At 31.5% G+C, this 21,136-nt stretch carries 18 protein-coding genes; 4 read left to right on the plus strand and 14 right to left on the minus strand.

Annotated elements, in window-relative coordinates; genetic code table 11:
• Positions 1-72: 72 nt before the first annotated feature.
• The gene (acnA, locus tag MT340_RS07535; protein WP_243589423.1) at positions 73-2,778 is read right to left on the minus strand and encodes an aconitate hydratase AcnA; all 2,706 of its coding nucleotides are present in this window, start codon (positions 2,776-2,778) and stop codon (positions 73-75) included.
• A gap of 281 nt (positions 2,779-3,059) precedes the next feature.
• A complete protein-coding gene (locus MT340_RS07540; RefSeq protein WP_243589424.1) occupies positions 3,060-4,709 on the minus strand; it encodes a glycine betaine uptake BCCT transporter in 1,650 nt (549 codons plus the stop codon).
• Positions 4,710-4,906: 197 nt separating this feature from the next.
• Here MT340_RS07540 and mscL point away from each other — a divergent pair, with 197 nt between their 5' ends.
• On the plus strand, positions 4,907-5,266 hold the full coding sequence (gene mscL, locus MT340_RS07545; RefSeq protein ID WP_243589425.1) for a large conductance mechanosensitive channel protein MscL: 360 nt from the start codon (positions 4,907-4,909) through the stop codon (positions 5,264-5,266).
• 96 nt (positions 5,267-5,362) lie between these two features.
• On the opposite strand, the gene sbcC is transcribed toward mscL, so the two are convergent.
• The 7 genes from sbcC to sosA all read right to left on the minus strand — a co-directional run bounded on the left by sbcC (position 5,363) and on the right by sosA (position 13,541).
• Positions 5,363-8,398, minus strand: coding sequence for an exonuclease subunit SbcC (sbcC, locus tag MT340_RS07550; RefSeq protein WP_243603725.1), 3,036 nt, complete (start codon positions 8,396-8,398; stop codon positions 5,363-5,365).
• Positions 8,399-8,401: 3 nt separating this feature from the next.
• Positions 8,402-9,526: an exonuclease subunit SbcD gene (sbcD, locus tag MT340_RS07555; protein ID WP_243589427.1), complete on the minus strand. Its 1,125-nt coding sequence runs from the start codon at positions 9,524-9,526 to the stop codon at positions 8,402-8,404.
• Between the two features lie 118 nt (positions 9,527-9,644).
• Positions 9,645-10,112 carry a CcdC family protein gene (locus tag MT340_RS07560; protein ID WP_243589428.1) on the minus strand — a complete coding sequence of 156 codons (468 nt, stop codon included), beginning with the start codon at positions 10,110-10,112 and terminating at the stop codon, positions 9,645-9,647.
• Positions 10,113-10,269: 157 nt separating this feature from the next.
• Positions 10,270-10,512: a YneF family protein gene (locus MT340_RS07565; protein WP_243589429.1), complete on the minus strand. Its 243-nt coding sequence runs from the start codon at positions 10,510-10,512 to the stop codon at positions 10,270-10,272.
• A gap of 182 nt (positions 10,513-10,694) precedes the next feature.
• Entirely contained in the window at positions 10,695-12,683 is a 1,989-nt protein-coding gene (gene tkt, locus MT340_RS07570) for a transketolase (RefSeq protein WP_243603726.1), read from the minus strand.
• A 99-nt stretch (positions 12,684-12,782) separates the two neighbouring features.
• Positions 12,783-13,025, minus strand: coding sequence for a DUF896 domain-containing protein (locus MT340_RS07575; protein ID WP_243589430.1), 243 nt, complete (start codon positions 13,023-13,025; stop codon positions 12,783-12,785).
• Between the two features lie 282 nt (positions 13,026-13,307).
• On the minus strand, positions 13,308-13,541 hold the full coding sequence (sosA, locus tag MT340_RS07580) for a DNA damage-induced cell division inhibitor SosA (RefSeq protein WP_481906646.1): 234 nt from the start codon (positions 13,539-13,541) through the stop codon (positions 13,308-13,310).
• Between the two features lie 142 nt (positions 13,542-13,683).
• Between sosA and lexA the strand changes: the two genes are divergently transcribed.
• Complete coding sequence (gene lexA, locus MT340_RS07585) at positions 13,684-14,307, plus strand: transcriptional repressor LexA (RefSeq protein WP_243589432.1); 624 nt, start codon at positions 13,684-13,686, stop codon at positions 14,305-14,307.
• A gap of 228 nt (positions 14,308-14,535) precedes the next feature.
• Here the strand turns inward: lexA and MT340_RS07590 are convergent, their stop codons facing one another.
• The 5 genes from MT340_RS07590 to MT340_RS07610 form a co-directional block, all read right to left on the minus strand.
• Positions 14,536-15,552 (minus strand): CAP domain-containing protein, encoded by a 1,017-nt coding sequence (locus MT340_RS07590; RefSeq protein WP_243590251.1) that lies wholly within the window; start codon positions 15,550-15,552, stop codon positions 14,536-14,538.
• Between the two features lie 24 nt (positions 15,553-15,576).
• On the minus strand, positions 15,577-16,560 hold the full coding sequence (gene guaC / locus MT340_RS07595; RefSeq protein WP_243589433.1) for a GMP reductase: 984 nt from the start codon (positions 16,558-16,560) through the stop codon (positions 15,577-15,579).
• Between the two features lie 154 nt (positions 16,561-16,714).
• Entirely contained in the window at positions 16,715-16,984 is a 270-nt protein-coding gene (rpsN, locus tag MT340_RS07600) for a 30S ribosomal protein S14 (RefSeq protein WP_070440137.1), read from the minus strand.
• A gap of 201 nt (positions 16,985-17,185) precedes the next feature.
• Positions 17,186-17,335: a 50S ribosomal protein L33 gene (gene rpmG, locus MT340_RS07605; protein WP_103299054.1), complete on the minus strand. Its 150-nt coding sequence runs from the start codon at positions 17,333-17,335 to the stop codon at positions 17,186-17,188.
• A gap of 80 nt (positions 17,336-17,415) precedes the next feature.
• On the minus strand, positions 17,416-18,939 hold the full coding sequence (locus MT340_RS07610; protein WP_243603727.1) for a catalase: 1,524 nt from the start codon (positions 18,937-18,939) through the stop codon (positions 17,416-17,418).
• A 212-nt stretch (positions 18,940-19,151) separates the two neighbouring features.
• Between MT340_RS07610 and MT340_RS07615 the strand changes: the two genes are divergently transcribed.
• Together MT340_RS07615 and MT340_RS07620 are read left to right on the plus strand one after the other, a co-directional pair.
• Positions 19,152-20,603 (plus strand): amino acid permease, encoded by a 1,452-nt coding sequence (locus tag MT340_RS07615; RefSeq protein ID WP_243589434.1) that lies wholly within the window; start codon positions 19,152-19,154, stop codon positions 20,601-20,603.
• 177 nt (positions 20,604-20,780) lie between these two features.
• Positions 20,781-21,095 (plus strand): hypothetical protein, encoded by a 315-nt coding sequence (locus MT340_RS07620; protein WP_243589435.1) that lies wholly within the window; start codon positions 20,781-20,783, stop codon positions 21,093-21,095.
• The last annotated feature ends 41 nt before the right edge of the window (positions 21,096-21,136 follow it).

Raw genomic sequence — 21,136 nt, forward strand, 5'->3', positions numbered from 1 at the left:
TCTTTCCATTTAATAGTAACACAAATAAGCCATGCCAACATATAAGTCAGCATGGCTTAATATCAATAATTATTATTGCGCTAATTTATTTCTTAATACCATTTGTAAGATACCACCGTGACGATAGTAGTCTAATTCTACTAATGAGTCGAAACGAACAATTGCTTCAAAGTCAACAACCTCGCCGTTTTCTTTTTTAGCGTGAACTTTCACAATATCATGAGGTTTAACATCTTCATTAATATCTACTGAAATCTCTTCTCTACCATCAAGACCTAATGAATCAGCTGATTCACCATCTTTGAATTGTAATGGTAACACGCCCATCATGACTAAGTTAGAACGATGGATACGCTCGTAACTTTGAGCGATAACCGTTTTAACACCTAATAGGTTTGTACCTTTAGCAGCCCAGTCACGAGAAGATCCCATACCATAATCATTACCAGCTAATACAGCTAAGCCAGTACCATCTTCTTTGTATTTCATAGCTGCATCATAAATTGGCATTACTTCATCAGTTGGCCAATAAGTAGTGTAACCACCTTCAGTACCTGGTGCTAATTGGTTCTTAATACGGATATTCGCAAATGTACCTCTTACCATTACTTCATGATTACCACGACGTGAACCATAAGAGTTAAAGTCACGAATTGGTACATCATGGCTTACTAAATATTTACCTGCTGGTGTATCTTTACCGATAGCGCCTGCTGGAGAAATATGGTCAGTAGTTACTGAATCGCCAAATTTACCCATTACTCGTAAATCTTTTAATGGTTCAATTGTGCCAGGTTCTTTAGATAGACCTTGGAAGAATGTTGGATTTTGAATGTAAGTTGATTTTGGATCGAAGTCATATAATGGTGCATCTGTAACATCGATTTCATTCCACATTTCATTATTGCTATAAACGTTTTTATATTCTTCTAAGAATAATTCTGGAGTTACAACGCTATCAACTGTATCAGCCACTTCTTGAATTGTAGGCCAAATATCATTTAAGTATACGTCTTCTCCGTCTTTTCCTTTACCAAGGGGTTCATTTTGTAAATCAATATCCACTGTACCAGCTAAAGCGTAAGCAACTACTAATTGAGGAGATGCCAAATAGTTAGCTTTAACTAATGGATGAATACGACCTTCAAAGTTACGGTTACCTGATAAGACAGATGTAACTAATAAATCTTCATCTGCAATTGCTTTTTCAATTTCTGGTAATAGTGGTCCTGAGTTACCGATACATGTTGTACAACCATAACCTACTAAGTTGAAACCTAAATCATCAAGATATTCTTGTAATCCTGAATCACGTAAGTAACCAGTTACTACTTTTGAACCTGGTGCTAATGAAGTTTTAACAAACTCAGGTACTTTAAGACCTTTTTCAATAGCTTTCTTAGCCACTAAACCTGCGCCTAACATTACGTATGGGTTAGAAGTATTTGTACATGATGTGATTGCAGCAATTGCAATATCACCTGTTTTCATTGTAGCTGTTGAGCCATTTTTGAATTGAATTTCAGCTTTCTTATCAAATTCACTCTTATCTAAGCCATGTCCTTGGTTACCTGCTGGCGCTGTAACTGATTTTTCAAATTCAGATTTCATATCACTTAAGAAAATTAAATCTTGAGGACGCTTAGGACCTGATAATGAAGCTTCAACTGTTGATAAATCTAAATCGATAACATCAGTGTAAGTTGGATCTTCTTTATCCGCAGTAAAGAACATATTATTTTGTTCTAAGTATGCTTTAACTAATTCAACGTGTTCTTCTGAACGACCAGTTAATTTCATGTATTTAAGTGATTCTTCATCTACTGGGAAGAAACCACAAGTTGCACCATATTCTGGAGCCATGTTAGCAATTGTAGCACGGTCAGCTAATGGTAAATCTGCAACACCTGGACCAAAGAATTCTACAAATTTGCCTACCACACCTTTTTTACGTAATTCTTGAGTTACACGTAAAGCTAAGTCAGTAGCTGTTGAACCTTGTGGTAATGAATTTGTTAAACGTACACCGATTACTTCAGGAATTGGGAAATATGATGGTTGTCCAAGCATACCCGCTTCAGCTTCGATACCACCAACGCCCCAACCTAGAACGCCGATACCATTAATCATTGTTGTATGAGAGTCTGTACCCACTAATGTATCTGGAAATGCCGTTTGTTCACCTTCTACGTCGCGTACATGTACTACATTTGCTAAATATTCTAAGTTAACTTGGTGAACAATACCAGTTGCTGGAGGTACTGCGTTGTAGTTATTAAATGCTTTAGTTGCCCAGTTTAAGAATTGATAACGTTCATAGTTTCTTTCAAATTCTAATTTCATATTTCGTTCTAGTGCATCAGGATTAGCGTAGCTATCTACTTGTACTGAGTGGTCGATAACTAAATCTACTGGCACTTCAGGATTGATCTTATTAATATCCCCACCAACATCATTCATCGCTTTACGTAATGATGCTAAATCTACTACAGCTGGAACCCCTGTGAAGTCTTGTAAGATAACACGTGATGGTTTGAAAGGAACTTCCCCTTCATTACCTTTATTACCGAAATTACCTAAAGCTTTGATATGTTCGTCAGTTATTACGAAATCATCTTCTTGTCTTAAAACAGATTCTAATAAAACACGAATTGAATAAGGTAATTTACTGATTTTGGTTAAACCTTGCTCTTCTAAACTTTTTAAATCATAGTAAGTATATGATTTACCATTTACTTCAAACGTTTTTTTAGCTTGTTCTTTTATGTTAGAAGTCATATGTTTATCCCCCTTGAATATTAACATTTTATAATTATATGCCTTTAATTAAATTGTATAATTATATGTTTTTTAAAACAACTCTGTACCCCTCGTTTTCACACTATTTTGCATTCGCATTTTTAATCGGAGTATATAAGTAATACTTATCATATACTACTAGTGCAATAAGTAAATATTATTAATTGAGAATGATTTTCATTGCCACATACTCTTTTTTTCTCATATATAAGAAAAAACCCCGAAAGATTATACTTTCGAGGTTTTTTACATAGAATATATTATTTTTTCTCAACTTCATCAGGTGTTTTTTGAGCTTCTCGTTTCTCTAAAATATCAGAATCCTCATTTTCATGTTGATATTTAATATAGTCTTTCATTCTACTTTCATTAGGTTGTAAAGTTAGTCCTAAGAATTTACGTTCTTGGTTAGCATCTTTATAGAAACTAATCATCATCATTATGACGACAAAGGAGAATGGGAACGCACTGATAATTGCTGCACTTTGAATAGCATTTAGTGCATCAGGTCCATTACCTCCACCTGCAAGTAGTAAAATAAACGCGATAAGTGCCTGAGCAATACCCCAAGTCACTTTAACGATACTACTTGGTTCGAGTGAGCCATATGTGGTTTGCATACCAAGTACAAATGTTGCAGAGTCTGCTGATGTAATGAAGAATGAAGCAATTAATACTAGTGCTACGATGGATAGCACCATACCTAATGGTAAATGATTAAATACGCTAAATAGTTGTGTTTCTGGTGTCATATCAAATAGTTTAGGATGTTTTTTACCTGTTTCAATACCTAGTACACCAAATACACTGAACCATAAGAAACTTACAATTGCAGGAACTAATAATACACCTGAAATGAATTCACGAATTGAACGTCCTTTAGATACACGCGCAATAAATACGCCTACGAATGGACTCCAGCTTAACCACCAGCCCCAATAGTAAAGTGTCCATGAAGACATCCATTCACGTTTTTGGTTATTTAATGCTGCAGTATCAAAACTATTAAATAAGAAAGTATTTAATAAGCTACCAGTTGAACTAGTAAACATATTTAATATTAATACTGTTGGTCCAATAATTAAAACAGCAATCATTAATACTGTACCTAAACCAATATTTAAGTTACTTAAGTATTGGATACCTTTACTTAATCCAGACCAAGCACTAGCAATAAATAAAATAGTAACGATAACGATGATAATTGATTGAACCCAAACATTATTTGGAATACCAAATAGATAGTTAAGACCACCGTTAATTTGTAACGCACCCATACCTAAAGAAACCGCAACACCTACAACTGTTGCGAATACTGAAAGTACGTCAATAATTGTACCGATTGGTCCTTCAACTTTATCACCTAAAATTGGACGAAGCGTTCTTGAAATTAAACCTGGTTCATCTTTTCTAAATTGAGAATATGCTAAGGCAAGCGCTACAACGCCGTATACTGCCCAAGCGTGGAATCCCCAGTGGAAGAAAGTTGAACGTAATGCTTCAGTATAAGCTTCGGTAGTTTTAGGATCAGCATTCGGTGGTGAAGCAAAATCTGACATTGGTTCGGCAGCACCATAGAAAACTAATCCAATCCCCATACCAGCACTGAATAGCATAGCAAACCATGAAATTGTATTAAATTCTGGTTTGTCCCCTGGTTTACCAAGCTTAAGTTTACCGATTGGACTAAAAATTAAGAATATACAAAAGAACACAATAACTGTAGTCAAAATCATGTAATACCAGCCAAGTTTTTCAGTGATCCATCCACTGATCTTACCAGTAATAGAGTCAAATTGTTCAGGTAAAAAAGCCCCAATTAAAACAACAATCGCGACTACTATTGCACTATAAATAAAAACCGGCGAAAACTTCTTACCTTTTTTATTTCCTTCAGAAGAAGAATTCATAATAAATATACTCCTTTCATTCCCATATTAAATTTTCAAAGTGCGTAGAAATAATATCACTTTATTTCCATAGCTCTATATAAAAGCATAACAAAGGCTTATTTCTTAATCAAATTTCATTAAAAATATGATTTACTAAATATTTTATATGATGTATAATATATTTTATTCTGTTTAAAATGAAAGGAGCCTTTCTTATGTTAAAAGAGTTTAAGGAATTTGCCTTAAAAGGTAATGTATTAGATTTAGCTATCGCTGTTGTTATGGGGGCAGCTTTTAACAAAATAGTTACATCATTAGTTAACTACATTATTATGCCTTTAATCGGTAAAATCTTTGGTTCAGTAGACTTTGCTAAAGATTGGGAATTCTGGGGAATTAAATACGGTCTATTCATTCAATCAATTATTGATTTCATTATTGTGGCAGCGGCTTTATTTATCTTCGTGAAAATTGCTAATACGCTTATGAGAAAAGAAGAACCAGAAGAAGAGGAAGAGATTGAAGCTAATACAGTATTATTAACTGAAATCCGTGACTTATTAAGACAAAAATAATCGTGTCATATAAAAAGACATCTTAATATCTATACATTTCTATCCGTATAGATACTATGATGTCTTTTTATCTTATTTATATTGATTGTTGTCGTATTAATGCCATTTAAATTGTGTACTACTTTGGTATTGATTTGTTTTTACTTCGAGTATAAGTGGAATACGTTGCTTTAATTCGCTGACATGCGAGATAATTCCCACCATTCTTCCAGAAGTTTGTAATTTCATTAAAGTATCTAGCGCTGTTTCAAGAGTCTCTTGGTCTAATGTTCCAAATCCTTCATCAATAAACATAGAGTCTAAAGTGATACCACCAGATTCTTGTTGAACCACTTCACTTAACCCTAACGCCAAAGCGAGAGACGCTTGGAATGTTTCTCCACCTGATAAAGAACTAATATGTCTCGAATGGTTAGAATGAAGATCAAATACATCAATTTCCAATCCACTATAACCTTGTGAGACCGTTTGTCTACGTTGAAGTTGGTATCTTTGACCACTCATTTTCTTCAATCGCAAATTGGCTTGTTGAATAATACGTTCTAAATAATAAATTAAAACATAGTTTTCGAGAGTTAGTTTTTGATTGTTTTTGCCCGACAATACTTCAGCTAATTCGAATATTTGTTGTTGTTCTTTTAATTCTTCATTTAAATAGTTGATGTGAACCTTCATATTTTCAAATTTCTTATCATTTTGTTGTATTTTATATTGTAAAGTTGCTGAGATTTCGAGTGTTTCATTGTAATACTTTTCTACCTTTTGTTTTTCTTCATCTAAAGATTGAATATCTTCTAATTCTTTATCTTTTGTTAAACGAGTTAATCGCTCTATTTCAATTGAGTGTTTATGTTGTTCATGATTATAGTCTTCAATTTCTTTTTCAATATCATTTTTAATATTTAATTTTTTTAACAATTTCTCAATTTCTTCATAATTTGCGACACCAATTCTTGTCATTTCATTATCTATTTGAGCTTTCAATTTTTGTAACTCTTCTTTTAGTTCTTGATTACCATTTTCATGATTTTCCAAATTATTTTTTTCGATAGCTAATGCTTGGTTATTTTGTTGAATTTTTTTATTTAAATTTTCTTTTTGTTTTTGAAAGTCAGTAACCATTTTTTCATTGTTAATATAATGTTTTTCAAATGACTTAATGTCATTAAACTGTGTCGTTTTTTCAAAATCATTAATTAATATTTCATATTGATTTCTCTGAGAGTTTAATTTTTCGTAATCCACCAATAATTGATGTTTAGTTTCTTTAAGATGATCTAATTGAGAGTTATATTTTTTGAGTGCATTTTTTTGTTCTTGAATTAGTTGTTTTTCTTTCTTTTTATCTTGTACTGATTGTTCTAATTGATTAATATCTTGTAATTCACTTTCATTAACTTCTAATTCATTCATTTGCTTAGTCACAAAAGCTTGAGCAGTTTCTAAATGACTTAATTTAATATTTTTTTCATTGATATCGTTGGTTAATTTTCTTATCAATTGTTGATTTTGATTAATTTTTTCAAAATCAATATGTTCATTTAAAGATTCAATTTCATTTCCACATATTGGACAAGTATCACCAATATGCAATGCAGATTGAACTTCTTGCACAAACGTTTGTTTATCATTTAAATCAATGTTTGTTCTATCAATATTTTCTAATTGCGTATTAGAGTTGTCTATTTCTTGTTTTAAGACTTTGAATTGCTTTGTTATATCCTCATATTCAATTTTTAATTCGGCATATTTATCTTTATTAGTTTGTAATTGTTTTTGATTTTCAATTTCTCTTTCTAATTCATAAATACTTTGTGTTAATTGATCAATCTCATCCTCATTAACCTCAATCGTTTTAACTTTCTCGTTAAGTGCATTTACATCATGGCTAACCTCTTTTTGCTTTTTATTATTATCAATAATCTGATTATCAGTAGTTTTTATTTCAGTATAAGCGTTGTTGTATTTTGTGAGATTTACATAAAATTGTCTAGTATTATTAATATATTCAGATCTTTGTTCAATACTTTTTTCGTTTTGTACTAAAGATTCCATTTCACCTGAATGTAATTCTAATGATTCTTTTAATTGAGTAATATTAGATTTTGAGGTCGCTATTTTATTTTTTATTTCTTCAATTTTTAAGACTTTATTTCTTTCTTGCTCATATAAATTAGATAACGTTTTTATTTCATTTAATCTATCCAATTCTTCATTCAATTGGTTAATATAACTAGCTTTTTCATCTAATTGTTTTTTTAATTCTTTTCGTTTTTCTAAATCTATAATATTTTGTTGAAGTTGTTTATTATCTTCAATACGTTGATTTAAATTCGTTAGCACTTCATAGTTTTTATTTTTTAATTTTTCATAATCTTTAAGTAACTGATTACCCACTTCTTTAAAATGAGGCATTATTTTTAAAATTTCTTGAGTTTGTAGACTATCGATTAACTTAAGTTGACTCAACGTTTCATTTTCAAAATCATCTATATCTGCCCATAATAATTGAATTTGATTTTGACGTGATTCAATTTGTTTCTTTTCAGCTTTCACTTCATTTATTAGCAAATTCTGAATTTCTTCGAATCTTATACTATTAAATAAAGTTCTTAAAATACTTTGCTTATCAGAGCTATTAGAAACTAAAAACTTCTTAAATTCACCTTGTGGCAAGATAAATAGTTGTCTAAATTGTTCTGCATTCACGCCTAAAATACTTTTAATAAACGCATTTCCGGAACTAATCTTACTCTCCCGTAATTCATATTGATTTGTTTCTTTTTCTAATTCATAGACATCTAACTTACCTGGCGTTTGAGAGAAATTACCTTCTTTTGTAAAAGCGCCCTGTCTCACAATCTTGAATGTTTTATTTTTAAGTTCAAATTCATAAATGACAGACATAGGTGATTTTCCATCTGCAAAATGACTTCTTAATTCACTTTCATTTCGCCCTTCTGTAGAAGCTTTACCAAATAAAGCGAAGACAATTGCATCAAATAGCATTGTTTTACCTGAGCCAGTTTTACCACTTATCAAAAATAATCGTTCATTATTAATTTCTTGAAAATCAATTGTTTCATTTAAAAAAGGTCCGAAGTTAGTTAATTTTAATTTTATAGGCTTCAACCTTTAAACCTCCTTGTTAATTACTTGATTAAGTAAGTCATGAATTTTATTACTTTGATAATCAGTTAGCTCTTGATCTGCAATCGTTTTATAAAATTGCTTAATAATCGTCACATCATCTTCTTGTTTTAATTCAGCTTGATAGAATTGACCACTACTTTCAAAGGTTATATTACTTAATGATAAGGTATTAGGATAAAGTTGTTTGAGTTGTATCATAGGGTCATTAATATGTGACATATTTCTCAATTTAAAATGAAAATAATTTTCTTTATTCTTCATTTTCACGTTACCTTGTATAACATCCTCGTATTCACCTTCGATCACTTCCAATTCTCGCAAAGGTTTAAGCTGTATAAACTGATTAGTAATATCTTCTTTAGAATTAATTACAAGTCGCTTATAACCTTTTGGTTGGTTACTTTCTGAGAATGAATATTGCAATAATGAACCACTATAACTAATCACATTATCTTCAATACTAAATGGATGATGTAAATGGCCTAATAATACTTTGTCAAAAATGTTGAAAGATGCTTTATCTACACTTTCAACTGTACCAATTGTAAGTGGTCTTTCAGAATCAGACGTTTTTCCTCCATTAATTGTGAGATGTGCAATTAAAACATTAACTTCATCTTTATTCATAGTTTCAGAAATATACGCAATACATCTTTGAGTTGCTTGTTCATATGATTCAATTGAATCATCTTCAAAAAATACTTTAATCTCACTTACCGTCGCAAAAGGTAATGTATAAAAATTAACACCATTAATTGTAATAGGATAATTCATATCCTCTAATTTAGTGCGTATGTATAGGTTTGAATGTTGAAACCAAGTAGAACCATAATTTAAGCGTTCTTTCCCATCGTGGTTGCCATTTGTAATAATAGTGGGAATATTCATTTTTATATTTATCGTACTAAGTGTTTTTTCGAATAATTTAATTGTTTCCTTACTTGGGTATGTTGTATCGTAAATATCACCAGAAATTATAAAAACATCTGGATTTTCTTCATTAATCTTATTTATTAACTGATTTAATATGTATTCTTGATCTTCTAAAAATTGCTTGCCATTTAGAATCTTTCCTAAGTGCCAATCTCCTGTATGTATTATCTTCATAGAAATCCCCCTTAAGAACGTTTGTTCGTATAAATTATACACATTCTTTTTCCTCAATTCAAATGAAAAAAGAAGCGATACAGAAACTAAAATCATTTCTGTACCACTTCCACAAAATCTATAAAACTAAAGATTTTTTTAACTTTTTAAATTTGTATAACATAGCTATTCTCCACGGTACAATCATACTGAATGCTAATAAAAAGAACATCCCCCCGATTTCACCAGGATCAATTGAGCTACTAATAAATATTTTAATCACTGTACGAATAATTAATAATGAAATTAAAATGATTGGAAAAGCTTTAGATCTTTTCATATAAATTTCAGTTCCATGAACCTCAAAATGGCTCGTCCAAATTAGTACAGATGAAAAAATAACGCCTAAGATGATAGATTCAATGATTTCTGCACCAGTTAATCTAAAGTATGGAATGACATACATTAAAGCACCCGTTGCCATAAAAAACGGTGGTAAGATAATTTTTTTCTCATTAACCGGGAATTTTTGAGCTTTCATACGTATGAAAATAACAACAATCCCCATAAATAATGCAAATACTACTGAAAAAATTAAATATGCCAAAATTACACCTTCTTATATTCATAAACTAATACTTCCAAAAATTATTTTCAATAGCTAAATTTCAACTTAAATTGCTAGATCATTAATAATCCTAAAATTGTTTTACATCAAAAATAAAGGATTGTAAACCTTTTAACGGCACAATCCTTCTTAAAAATTATTTTTTTGAACCTTTCATGTTTTGATCCATGTTTTTGTTCATCATAGTCATCATTTGATTAATTTTCTTTTGAGATGGTTTTTGTCCCATTTGCATCATCATCATACGTAACATTTCTTCATTAATAGGTGGGTTTTTTTTCAAATAATCCATCATATATTTTCTTGCTAAGAAGAAACCACCAACAAGTCCGATGATAAGCGCTAAAATGATTAATATTATCGCTAACCAAGTTGCCATTGTTTCACCCACTTTCTATACCTACTGAATTTTACTAAATAACTATCTTATTTTCAATAGCTAGTTTAAGAATAAAAACACATTTATTATGATAACAAATTAATGCATTACTTTGATACCTAAAATTTTATAAAAAAGAAGACTTTCGCGTTGAAAGCCTTCCTTTAAGCAAAGGTAATGATTTAGAATGTTCTAATTTGATTTAAAATATTTTCTTTAGTAAATCCATATTTTTCTACTACTAAATCACCAGGGGCACTTGCGCCAAATCCATCAATACCGATAACTTTACCTTCAGTACCGACGTATTTATGCCAACCAAGTGGTGAAGCCATTTCAATAGCAACACGTTTAGTAATGTCTTTAGGAATGACTGATTCTTTATATTCATCGCTTTGTTGTTCAAATGCTAACCAGTTTGGCATAGAGACTACTCTTACACCTTTGCCTTGTTTATCAAGATCTTTAGCCGCTTCAATAGCTAAGCTCACTTCTGAACCAGTAGCTAATAGTAGGTATTCTGGTTTAGTTTCAGTTTCATAAACTGTATAAGCACCTTTACGAACACCTTCTTCAACGGTAGCTTCATCTACATCTAAATAAGGAAGATTTTGACGAGTTAATACTAATGATGTTGGTGTTTGTTCAGATTCTAAAGCAACTTCCCAAGCTACTCTTGTTTCATTGCCATCAGCTGGACGGATAACATTCATATTTGGAATCGCTCTTAAACCAGCTAATTGTTCAATTGGTTCATGAGTGGGACCATCTTCACCAACTGCAATTGAATCGTGTGTAAAGATAAATGTTGAATTAAGTCCCATAATTGCTGATAAACGAAGTGCAGGTTTTAAGTAATCACTGAATACGAAGAAGGTTGCAGCGTATGGGTGAAGACCACCATGAGCTGCCATACCATTAACTGCTGCGCCCATTGCAAATTCTCTCACACCAAACCAAACGTTTTTGCCTTCAGGTGTGTTACGATCATAATCTGTAGCTTCTTTAACATTAGATTTGTTAGAACCAGCTAAGTCAGCAGAACCACCGAAGAATGAAGGCACTGATTTACTTAAAGCTTGGATAACTTCTCCTGAATCAGCACGAGTTGCAGCATTATGGTCGCTATCAAATTTAGGTAACTCATCTTTATAGTTTTTAGGTAATTTACCACTAATCGCTAATTTAAATTCTTCAGCTAATTCTGGATATTTATTAGAATATTCTTCTAATTTTTCTTTCCAAGCATCTTCATTTTCATTAGCACGTTTTAACATAGTTTTTTGGAAAATTTCATATACTTCTTCTGGCACATAGAAGCGTTTATCAGGATCTAAACCATAAGCTTCAAATGTTAATTTTCTTTCATCTTCACCTAATGGCGCACCGTGAACACCGTTAGTACCACTTACATTTGGCGCACCGAAACCAATAATTGTTTTAACTTCAATAATTGTAGGGCCTTTTTGAGACTTAGCTTTAGTAATAGCATTATCAATTTCTTCTAAATCATTGCCTTCTTTAACTAAGATATGATTCCATCCATAACTTTCGAAACGTTTTTTAGTATCTTCCGAGAATGATTTATTTAATTCGCCATCAAGAGAAATATCATTTGAATCATATAACACAATTAATTTATCTAATTGATTGTGACCAGCGAAAGAAGCAGCTTCATGAGAGATACCTTCCATTAAGTCACCATCAGAAGCTAATACGTATGTGTAATGATCAACGATATCGATATCTTCTTTATTAAATTTACCGGCTAAATGATCTTCTGCTAAGGCCATACCTACTGACATAGCTAAACCTTGGCCTAAAGGACCAGTTGTAACTTCTACGCCATCCGTATGTCTGAATTCTGGATGACCAGGTGTTTTTGAACCCCATTGTCTGAACTGTTTAAGTTCCTCTAATTCTAAACTTCCTGACACATGAAGCAGACTATAAAGTAAAGCCGAACCATGTCCTGCTGAAAGAATGAAGCGATCTCTATTAAAATAGTCTTTTGATTGTGGATTGAAGTTTAAGTGGCGTGTCCATAAAGTATAAGCCATTGGAGCTGCTCCCATAGGTAGACCTGGGTGCCCAGAATTTGCTTGTTCAATTGCATCAATACTTAGAGCACGAATAGTATCAATGGCTAATTGGTCTTTCTCGTTAAACATCTATAATACTTCCCTTCTACTAAATAATCTTTGTTATATTATAACTTAAATATATTGTTTTTGATAAGGAATTAAGCTTAGGGGTTTAGGCCTTATAATTTAGCCTTTGTGATTTTTGTTTTCTTCTTGAATTTTTTTCAATTTTTCTGGTGTTACGTCGTTTCCTTCTGGGTCTATTACTTTAGTACTTTCAATTTGTTGCTTAAATCCTTTTCTAAATGATTCTAAATAAGCTTTGCGTAATTTAGACTGTTCCTTTGCTTCAGCTTCAGTCAATCCTTGTTCTTTCTTCTTTTTAGCTAATTCATTAATTCTATCTATATTTAAATTGTCTTTAGTCAAGGCAATCACTCTCTCTTCAAATATAATATTTTTAATAATTACTTTATAAAATATAACAAAAAAATGTAGGTTAAAAAAGTTTTTGAAAAGCTATTTCTATTTTAACAAGTTACCAAAACCTTAAGTTACATATCTCATAGGATAAATATTAATACTCTTTCAACATTCTTTTTCACATTGAATACTTTCTTAAAATAAAAAGCATAAATACCTCGTCGAATTGGATGAGAAATTTATGCTTTGAAAATTTATATATATAACATCAGCCAACATTTTGAAATTTTATTGAACTAATGCGAACACTTTGTAATCTGTTTGTTCTGTATTTTCATCTTTTATGTTCTTATCGTCACTATTTAACATAGCTTTTTTAGAAATAGTATGGTCTGTAATTTCGTACGTTTGTTCCGTTTGTGAGCTATGATATAAACTAATGAAGAAAACTAGAAAAACTATGCAAGAAACCATAATTACAACAACATTGCTTATAAAATTACTAGTATATTTATTAATCATTGATTACACTCCTAGAACGTTTGTTTGTATTTATACTTTAACAGAACAGACGTTCCTAGTCAATACAAAAACGAACAAATGTTTGTTTTAAAGAAAAAATAATGCTATAATAACATTAAATAAACATAGGGAGTGCCTATATATGAGAGAATTAACAAAAAGACAAAGTGAAATATATGATTACATTAAACATGTAGTTCAAGTCAAAGGATATCCACCAAGTGTTCGTGAAATCGGAGAAGCTGTCGGTTTAGCTTCCAGTTCTACCGTTCATGGTCACTTATCAAGATTAGAAGAAAAAGGATATATTAAACGAGATCCGACTAAACCGAGAGCAATTGAAATTGTAAGTGAACAATCAAATGGTTCTATTAACATGGAAGAAACAATATATGTTCCAGTAATTGGTAAAGTTACAGCTGGCGTACCTATCACTGCTGTAGAAAATATTGAAGAATATTTTCCATTACCTGAGCATTTAACATCTACTCATAACAGTGATATCTTTATTTTAAATGTCATTGGTGAAAGTATGATTGAAGCTGGCATCTTAGATGGAGACAAAGTCATCGTTAGAAGCCAAACAATTGCAGAAAATGGAGATATAATTGTAGCAATGACTGAAGATGATGAAGCTACTGTAAAACGTTTCTATAAAGAAAAAAATCGTTATAGATTACAACCAGAAAACAGCACTATGAATCCTATATATTTAGATAACGTCACTGTTATCGGTAAAGTAATAGGTCTTTATAGAGAATTATAAGTAGCACTTGTTTTCTTAAGTTAACTATCTCTCTTATATATATATATATAAAGTAAAGAACTAGAGCTAGCTTTAAGCTAGCTCTAGTTCTTTTGTTTAACTGATTCTTTTTTGTTTAAAATATCTTTTACTTTATCAAGAATGTCTTTTTTATTTTGAGTATTAGTTGTCATAATATCAACTTCCTTATCAATAAAAAGATACCCCAAACATTGTATATTTAAACCATTATCCTGTATAATTTTCAGTCCAATATGGTTGACGATCATTATTGAAATCTACTCCAACACCTAACGTAGTAAAATTGGTGTTGAGTATATTTTTACGATGACCTAAAGAATTCATCAGCCCTTCGTGCGCAAAGATACTACTTGTTTGACCGTACGCTAAATTTTCTCCAGCTGCATCAAATGTAATACCATCTTCATGCAAACGATCAAAAGGCGAATTTCCTTGTAAATCGGTATGATCAAAGTAATTATTCTTAGCCATATCTTCACTATGTTTTCTTGCTGTATGAGAAACACTGTCTGAATAACTTAGCGTATTTAAGCCATGTTGTTTACGTTCGGCATTTACAAAATCATAATTTTGATATTCATAACTTTTTTCTAAAGTGGAAGAAGGCGCACCGTATTGTTGGGACAATCGGTTTTCCATTGCCTCACTTACTTGTAATAGTGCTGTTACACCATTATTATTATGTTTATCATAAAAGACAGTTGAATAAACATGGTCTTGATGGAAGACATCGTATTCATCATTTTTCACTTCAAAACGATATCTACCTTTAACTATTTCGTTTATCGGTTCACCCAACCGCTTTTCAACAACATCTTTAGGCGTATTATACTTTATTTTCGATTTTGACGTAATAATATTTTGATTACTATATAGTGCATTAACTTTATTATCAATATAACTTACCATGACAAAGTTATTATAATTACCATCATAATAAGTAAACCATTTTAACCCATATTCATTTGTAGACACTCGTTTAGGCTTACCTAATTGACGTTCAACTTTATTTTTCGAAGTGTTTAATTGTATATTGTTAATTGCAAATTCCTGATCTTTCGGAACTTTTAACGAATTATTTTTAACACTAGCGTCCCCATTCATCCAACTATGAACTTTTGCTTTAACGTTATTTTGTAAATGAATGAGTGGTTGGCTTTCATTAAGTGGCACTAATAGAATAACGAACAACAATAATAATGAAAATAAAAGAAACTTTTTAATAAGTCACACCTGCCACTTTAATAATTAACCTCTATCGCTATCCCCATTGAAGATTGAATTTCTTACAATCACATAATCTACTGTTGTTAATGACTTTAAATCTTTACCACCAGCATATGAAATTGAACTTTGGAGGTCTTGTTGCATTTCAACTAATGTATCTTTTAATGAACCTTTATGTTCTACAAACATTTTTTTACCTTCAACATTTTTGTGTTCACCTTTTTGAAATTCAGAAGCACTACCAAAATATTCTTTATAACGTTTACCTTCTAATTCAACAGTTTCACCTGGAGATTCTTCATGAGCTGCAAATAGTGATCCAATCATTACCATGCTTGCACCAAATCTAATAGATTTAGCAATGTCACCATGTGTTCTAATACCACCATCAGCAATAATTGGTTTGCGAGCAGCTTTACTACAAATATTTAATGCAGCTAATTGCCAACCACCTGTACCAAATCCTGTTTTAATTTTTGTAATACAAACTCTTCCAGGTCCAATACCTACTTTTGTAGCATCTGCGCCAGCATTTTCTAATTCTCTTACACCTTCAGGAGTTCCCACGTTACCTGCAATAACAAATGAATCAGGTAAATGTTTTTTAATATGTTTAATCATATTAATCACTGAATCTGAGTGTCCATGCGCTATATCAATAGTAATATATTCTGGAACTAATTCTTTTTCAGCTAATGCTTCAACAAATTGAAATTCATTTTTTTTAACACCTACAGAAATTGAAGCAAATAATCCTTTACCTTGCATTTTTTCGATAAATTGAATACGCCCCGCTTCATCAAAACGATGCATGATATAAAAATAATCATTTTCTGCAAACCATTCTGCAAGTTCTTCGTTCATAACTGTTTGCATATTTGCTGGTACAACAGGTAATTTAAAAGTCTTTGGTCCAAATTGAACCGTTGTGTCACATTCTGATCTGCTTTCTACAATACATTTATTTGGAATTAATTGGATATCTTCATAATCAAAAATTTTCATTTTATTTTATAGCCCCTATACAAATTAGTTTAACATTGAAAATACGAACAATTTACAAAACATTTACAAAAATCATTCATAATTTTCACCCTTATATACTTTACAACCTTTTAAATGTATTGTAAATGGACTAAAGTAGTACTTTTTAAAATAATTACCAACTTGATTTTTTTACACCCGGAATTTGTCCTTTATGTGCATGTTCTCTAAATGCAATACGAGACATTTCAAACTTTCTTAATACTCCTCTAGGTCTACCTGTCACTTTACATCTTCTTGTTAAACGTGTCGGTGATGAATCTCTTGGTAATTTTCTTAAAGCTTCATAATCACCTTTAGCTTTTAATTCTTTTCTTAATTCATAATATTGATTCACTAATTTTTCTCTTTTTATTTCTTTTGCAATCTTTGATTTTTTAGCCATAAATGATATCTCCTTTTATAAATCGTAATAATTACGTTTTATATATTAGCATATCTCTTATTATTTGCAAGTAAATTACAAAAGATTGAATAAAAAAACTGCTGACAAAATTTTTCTAACTTTGTCAACAGTCTTAGCTAAATAAAATATTTGAGCTTTTTAATACATTATCTTAAAATGTCGTATTTAAAAGATAAGGGATTATTTAGTCTCACGATGTAGCGTGTGTTTATTTAATCTTGGGCAATATTTCATCATTTCAATACGCTCAGGATTGTTACGTTTATTTTTAGTCGTAATATAGTTACGATCGCCACATTCTGTGCAAGCTAATGTTACATTAACGCGCATAGTTAACATCCTTTCTTGTCCAATTAGGAATTCTTACGATTTAAAATTATATCATAAGTACACATTATGCGCAATTAATATTAAAAATCTTGTTTGAAGTTTTCATATGTTTCATCTTCTGTTGTTTCTAAGTCAATATCATTAATATCAATGTCTAATGCTTTGGCAACGCCTCTACCATATTCTGGATCTGCTTTATAGCAATGACGAATATGTCTGCGTTTAACATCTTCTGTTACTCCATCCATTGCATTGGCTGTATTTTTAAAGATTCTCTCTTTAGCTGCATCTGATTGTAAACGGAATAACTTACCTGGTTGTTCGAAGTAATTATCATCATCTTGACGATAATTATATTCATAACCATCTCCATCTACAGGGAATGGTGGCTTTTTATATTCTGGTTGTGAATCATATACACCTTGATTATTTGGATAATAATGAGGACCACCACCTTGGTTACCATCAAGGAATCTCATTTGGCCATCACGACTAAATGGACATAAGTTTTCTACACCTACTCCTTTAGGTTGGTTAACCGGGATTTGCCAGTGGTTAACACCTAATCTATAACGCTGTGCGTCCCCATATGAGAATAAACGGCCTTGCAACATTTTATCAGGTGAGAAGTCTAAACCAGGTATAATGTTTGTAGGAGCAAATGCAGCCTGCTCTACTTCCATAAAGTAATTTTCAGGGTTACGATTTAATTCAAATTCCCCTACCTCAATTAAAGGATAATCTCCTTTATACCACACTTTAGTTAAGTCAAATGGATTATCGGGATGATTTTTAGCTTGTTCCTCAGTCATCACTTGGATATACATTTTCCATTTAGGATAATCTCCTCGTTCAATCGCATTATATAAATCGCGTTGAGAAGAGTCTCTGTCCATTCCTACAATTTCAGCTGCTTCATCATCTGTATAATTTTCAATACCTTGTTGAGTTCTAAAATGATATTTCACCCATACACGTTCACCTTTATCATTGTACATTGAATAAGTATGTGAACCAAATCCGTGCATGTTACGGAAACCTTTAGGCATACCTCTATCTGACATTAAGATTGTAACTTGATGTAGTGATTCTGGCACGCCTGTCCAGAAATCCCAGTTATTTTGTGGACTTCTCATATTAGTTCGTGGGTCACGTTTAACGGCACGATTTAAACTAATGAATAATTTTGGGTCTCTAAAGAAAAATACTGGTGTGTTATTACCTACTAAATCCCAGTTGCCATCTTCTGTATAAAATTTTAAAGCGAAACCGCGAATATCTCTCTCTAGGTCGGCAGCGCCTCGCTCACCTGAAACAGTTGAGAAACGTGCAAACATTTCCGTTTGTTTACCAACCTCTGAGAATATTTTTGCACTTGTATATTGCGTAATATCATTAGTTACTGTAAATGTGCCAAATGCACCTGATCCTTTAGCGTGCATACGACGTTCTGGAATAACTTCACGATCAAAGTGTGACATTTGTTCTAAATAATAAATATCTTGCATTAATAAAGGACCACGTGGACCTGCTGTCATGCTATTTTCTCTATCTGAAACTGGATGTCCGAATAAACCAGTCAATTTTTTTTCTTCTCTAGACATAGGTAAATCCCCTTTCGTTTCTTTATAATAATTATAATGTAGGAACTACTATAATTAAACCCATTTGTCTTATGACTAAAACTCAATTCACTATTTCTTAAAAAATCTGAAAATTAGGAATTTTTCGAACGAATTGTTCGAAAGTTATTGAATACTTACGCTAAAAGTTTTAAAATGATGTGTATATTTAATTTTTGGATAGGAGACAACATATGGAAGATAACAATATGAAACGTGGTCTTAATTCAAGACACATATCCATGATTGCAATTGGCGGAGCAATCGGTACAGGCCTCTTCGTAGCTACTGGTAGTGTAGTGGCTCAAGCAGGTCCTGGAGGCGCTATTTTAGCTTATTTATTAATTGGCGTCATGCTTTATTTTTTAATGTCATCAATTGGAGAACTTGCTACATTTTATCCTGTATCAGGTTCATTCAGTTCATATGCTACCCGCTTTGTAGATCCTTCTCTAGGTTTCACGATGGGTTGGCTATATTATATAATGTGGTCTTTAGTTTCAAGCGTGGACGTTATGGTTGCATCAAATGTTTTATTCTACTGGGATGTTTTTAAATTCTTCAGCCCACTCACTTGGAGTTTAATTTTTATTACTATAATATTCCTTTTAAATATTTTTACGGTTAAAGCATTCGGTGAAACTGAGTTTTGGCTTTCACTAATTAAAGTTATTACAATTATAGTATTTATAATTGTTGGTTTCTTAATGATTCTTGGCATTTTAGGTGGCCATACATATGGTTTTGAAAATTATACTAAAGGTCAAGCGCCATTTGTTGGTGGTATTTCTGGTTTCTTAGGCGTATTACTTGTGGCAGGCTTCTCTGTGGGTGGTACAGAGGTAGTAGCTGTAACTGCGGGTGAATCAGACAATCCTGAAAAAACAATGCCTAAAGCGGTTAAACAAGTATTTTGGAGAATTTTATTATTTTACGTGTTATCTATTGCTGTCATTGCAGCTATCATTCCTTATACAGACCCACTTCTGTTAAATGAAAATGAATCTGTATCACAAAGCCCTTTCACGATTGTTTTTGATAGAATTGGAATTGCTTTCGCTGCTTCTGTTATTAATGCAGTTATTTTAACTTCATTATTATCAGCGACAAATTCAGGAATGTATACTACAAGTAGAATGTTGTTCTCTTTAAGTGACGAAAAACAAGCGCCTAAATTTTTAAGCAAATTAAATAAAACAACTAAACTTCCATTACGTGCATTAGTTACAACATACTTTTTAATTGTAGCAATTATTATTATTGCTAACTTCTATTCTAATGCAGTTTTTAGTTTATTAAATATTATTGGATCATTGGTAATCATCGTTTGGGCAGCTAGTTCGTGGGCTCAAGTTCGTCTACGTAGAGCGATAAAACGACAAGGTAAAGATGTTCATACATTATTACCTTATAAATCACCTTTATATCCTTTAGGTCCAATCCTAGTATTCGCTACACTCATTTTCCTATATTTTGGTAATTCAATAGGCGATTTATTTAGTGGAAATATCGGCAAGTTCATTGTTAATATTTTACCTTTAATTGTGTTAGCAATGATATTCTTAGTTCATAAATTAATAAGAAAAACCAAATTTGTTAAATTAGATGAGATGGATATTTCTCCTCATCATTATCATAATAATTAAGATTTATAACTTAAAATTTAGTTTTAGCGAACAGTTGAGAGAGGTTCGGATATAAATAGGCATGTTCCCCCTTTTTCTCTACTGTTCGTTTTTTCATATAAACTTGTAGTACATATTTTCACGGTTTAATTTATTCTGTATAATAAGTCTTAAGATAATGACTTAGAGGTGAGAAGAATGGTTGGTCAAACAAATTTATTTGACGATGTCATTAAAAGCGAAGAGCGTTTCGTAATCGTAGTCCAATCTCTTGAGGAGAAAAACGGACAACTACTTAAACGTACTCTACGAGAGTATCCAAGTCTTAAACATGATCAAATGGAGAATTTATTCATTCATTTAAAAGATGTATTTAGCAATGAACCATTTAACGATAATCAATCTGCATACACGATTACTGTTTATACTAATTTAGATTATGCAGCAGACCAAATTTATGCTTACGTCAAACGTTATCGTGGCAAACACGACTGGACACATACGGCTAAATAATATAAAAAAGCATGAGCACTTATTAACGTTTTACTAAAGTA

It is taken from the genome of Staphylococcus sp. NRL 16/872 (assembly GCF_022815905.2).
Lineage (GTDB): Bacteria > Bacillota > Bacilli > Staphylococcales > Staphylococcaceae > Staphylococcus.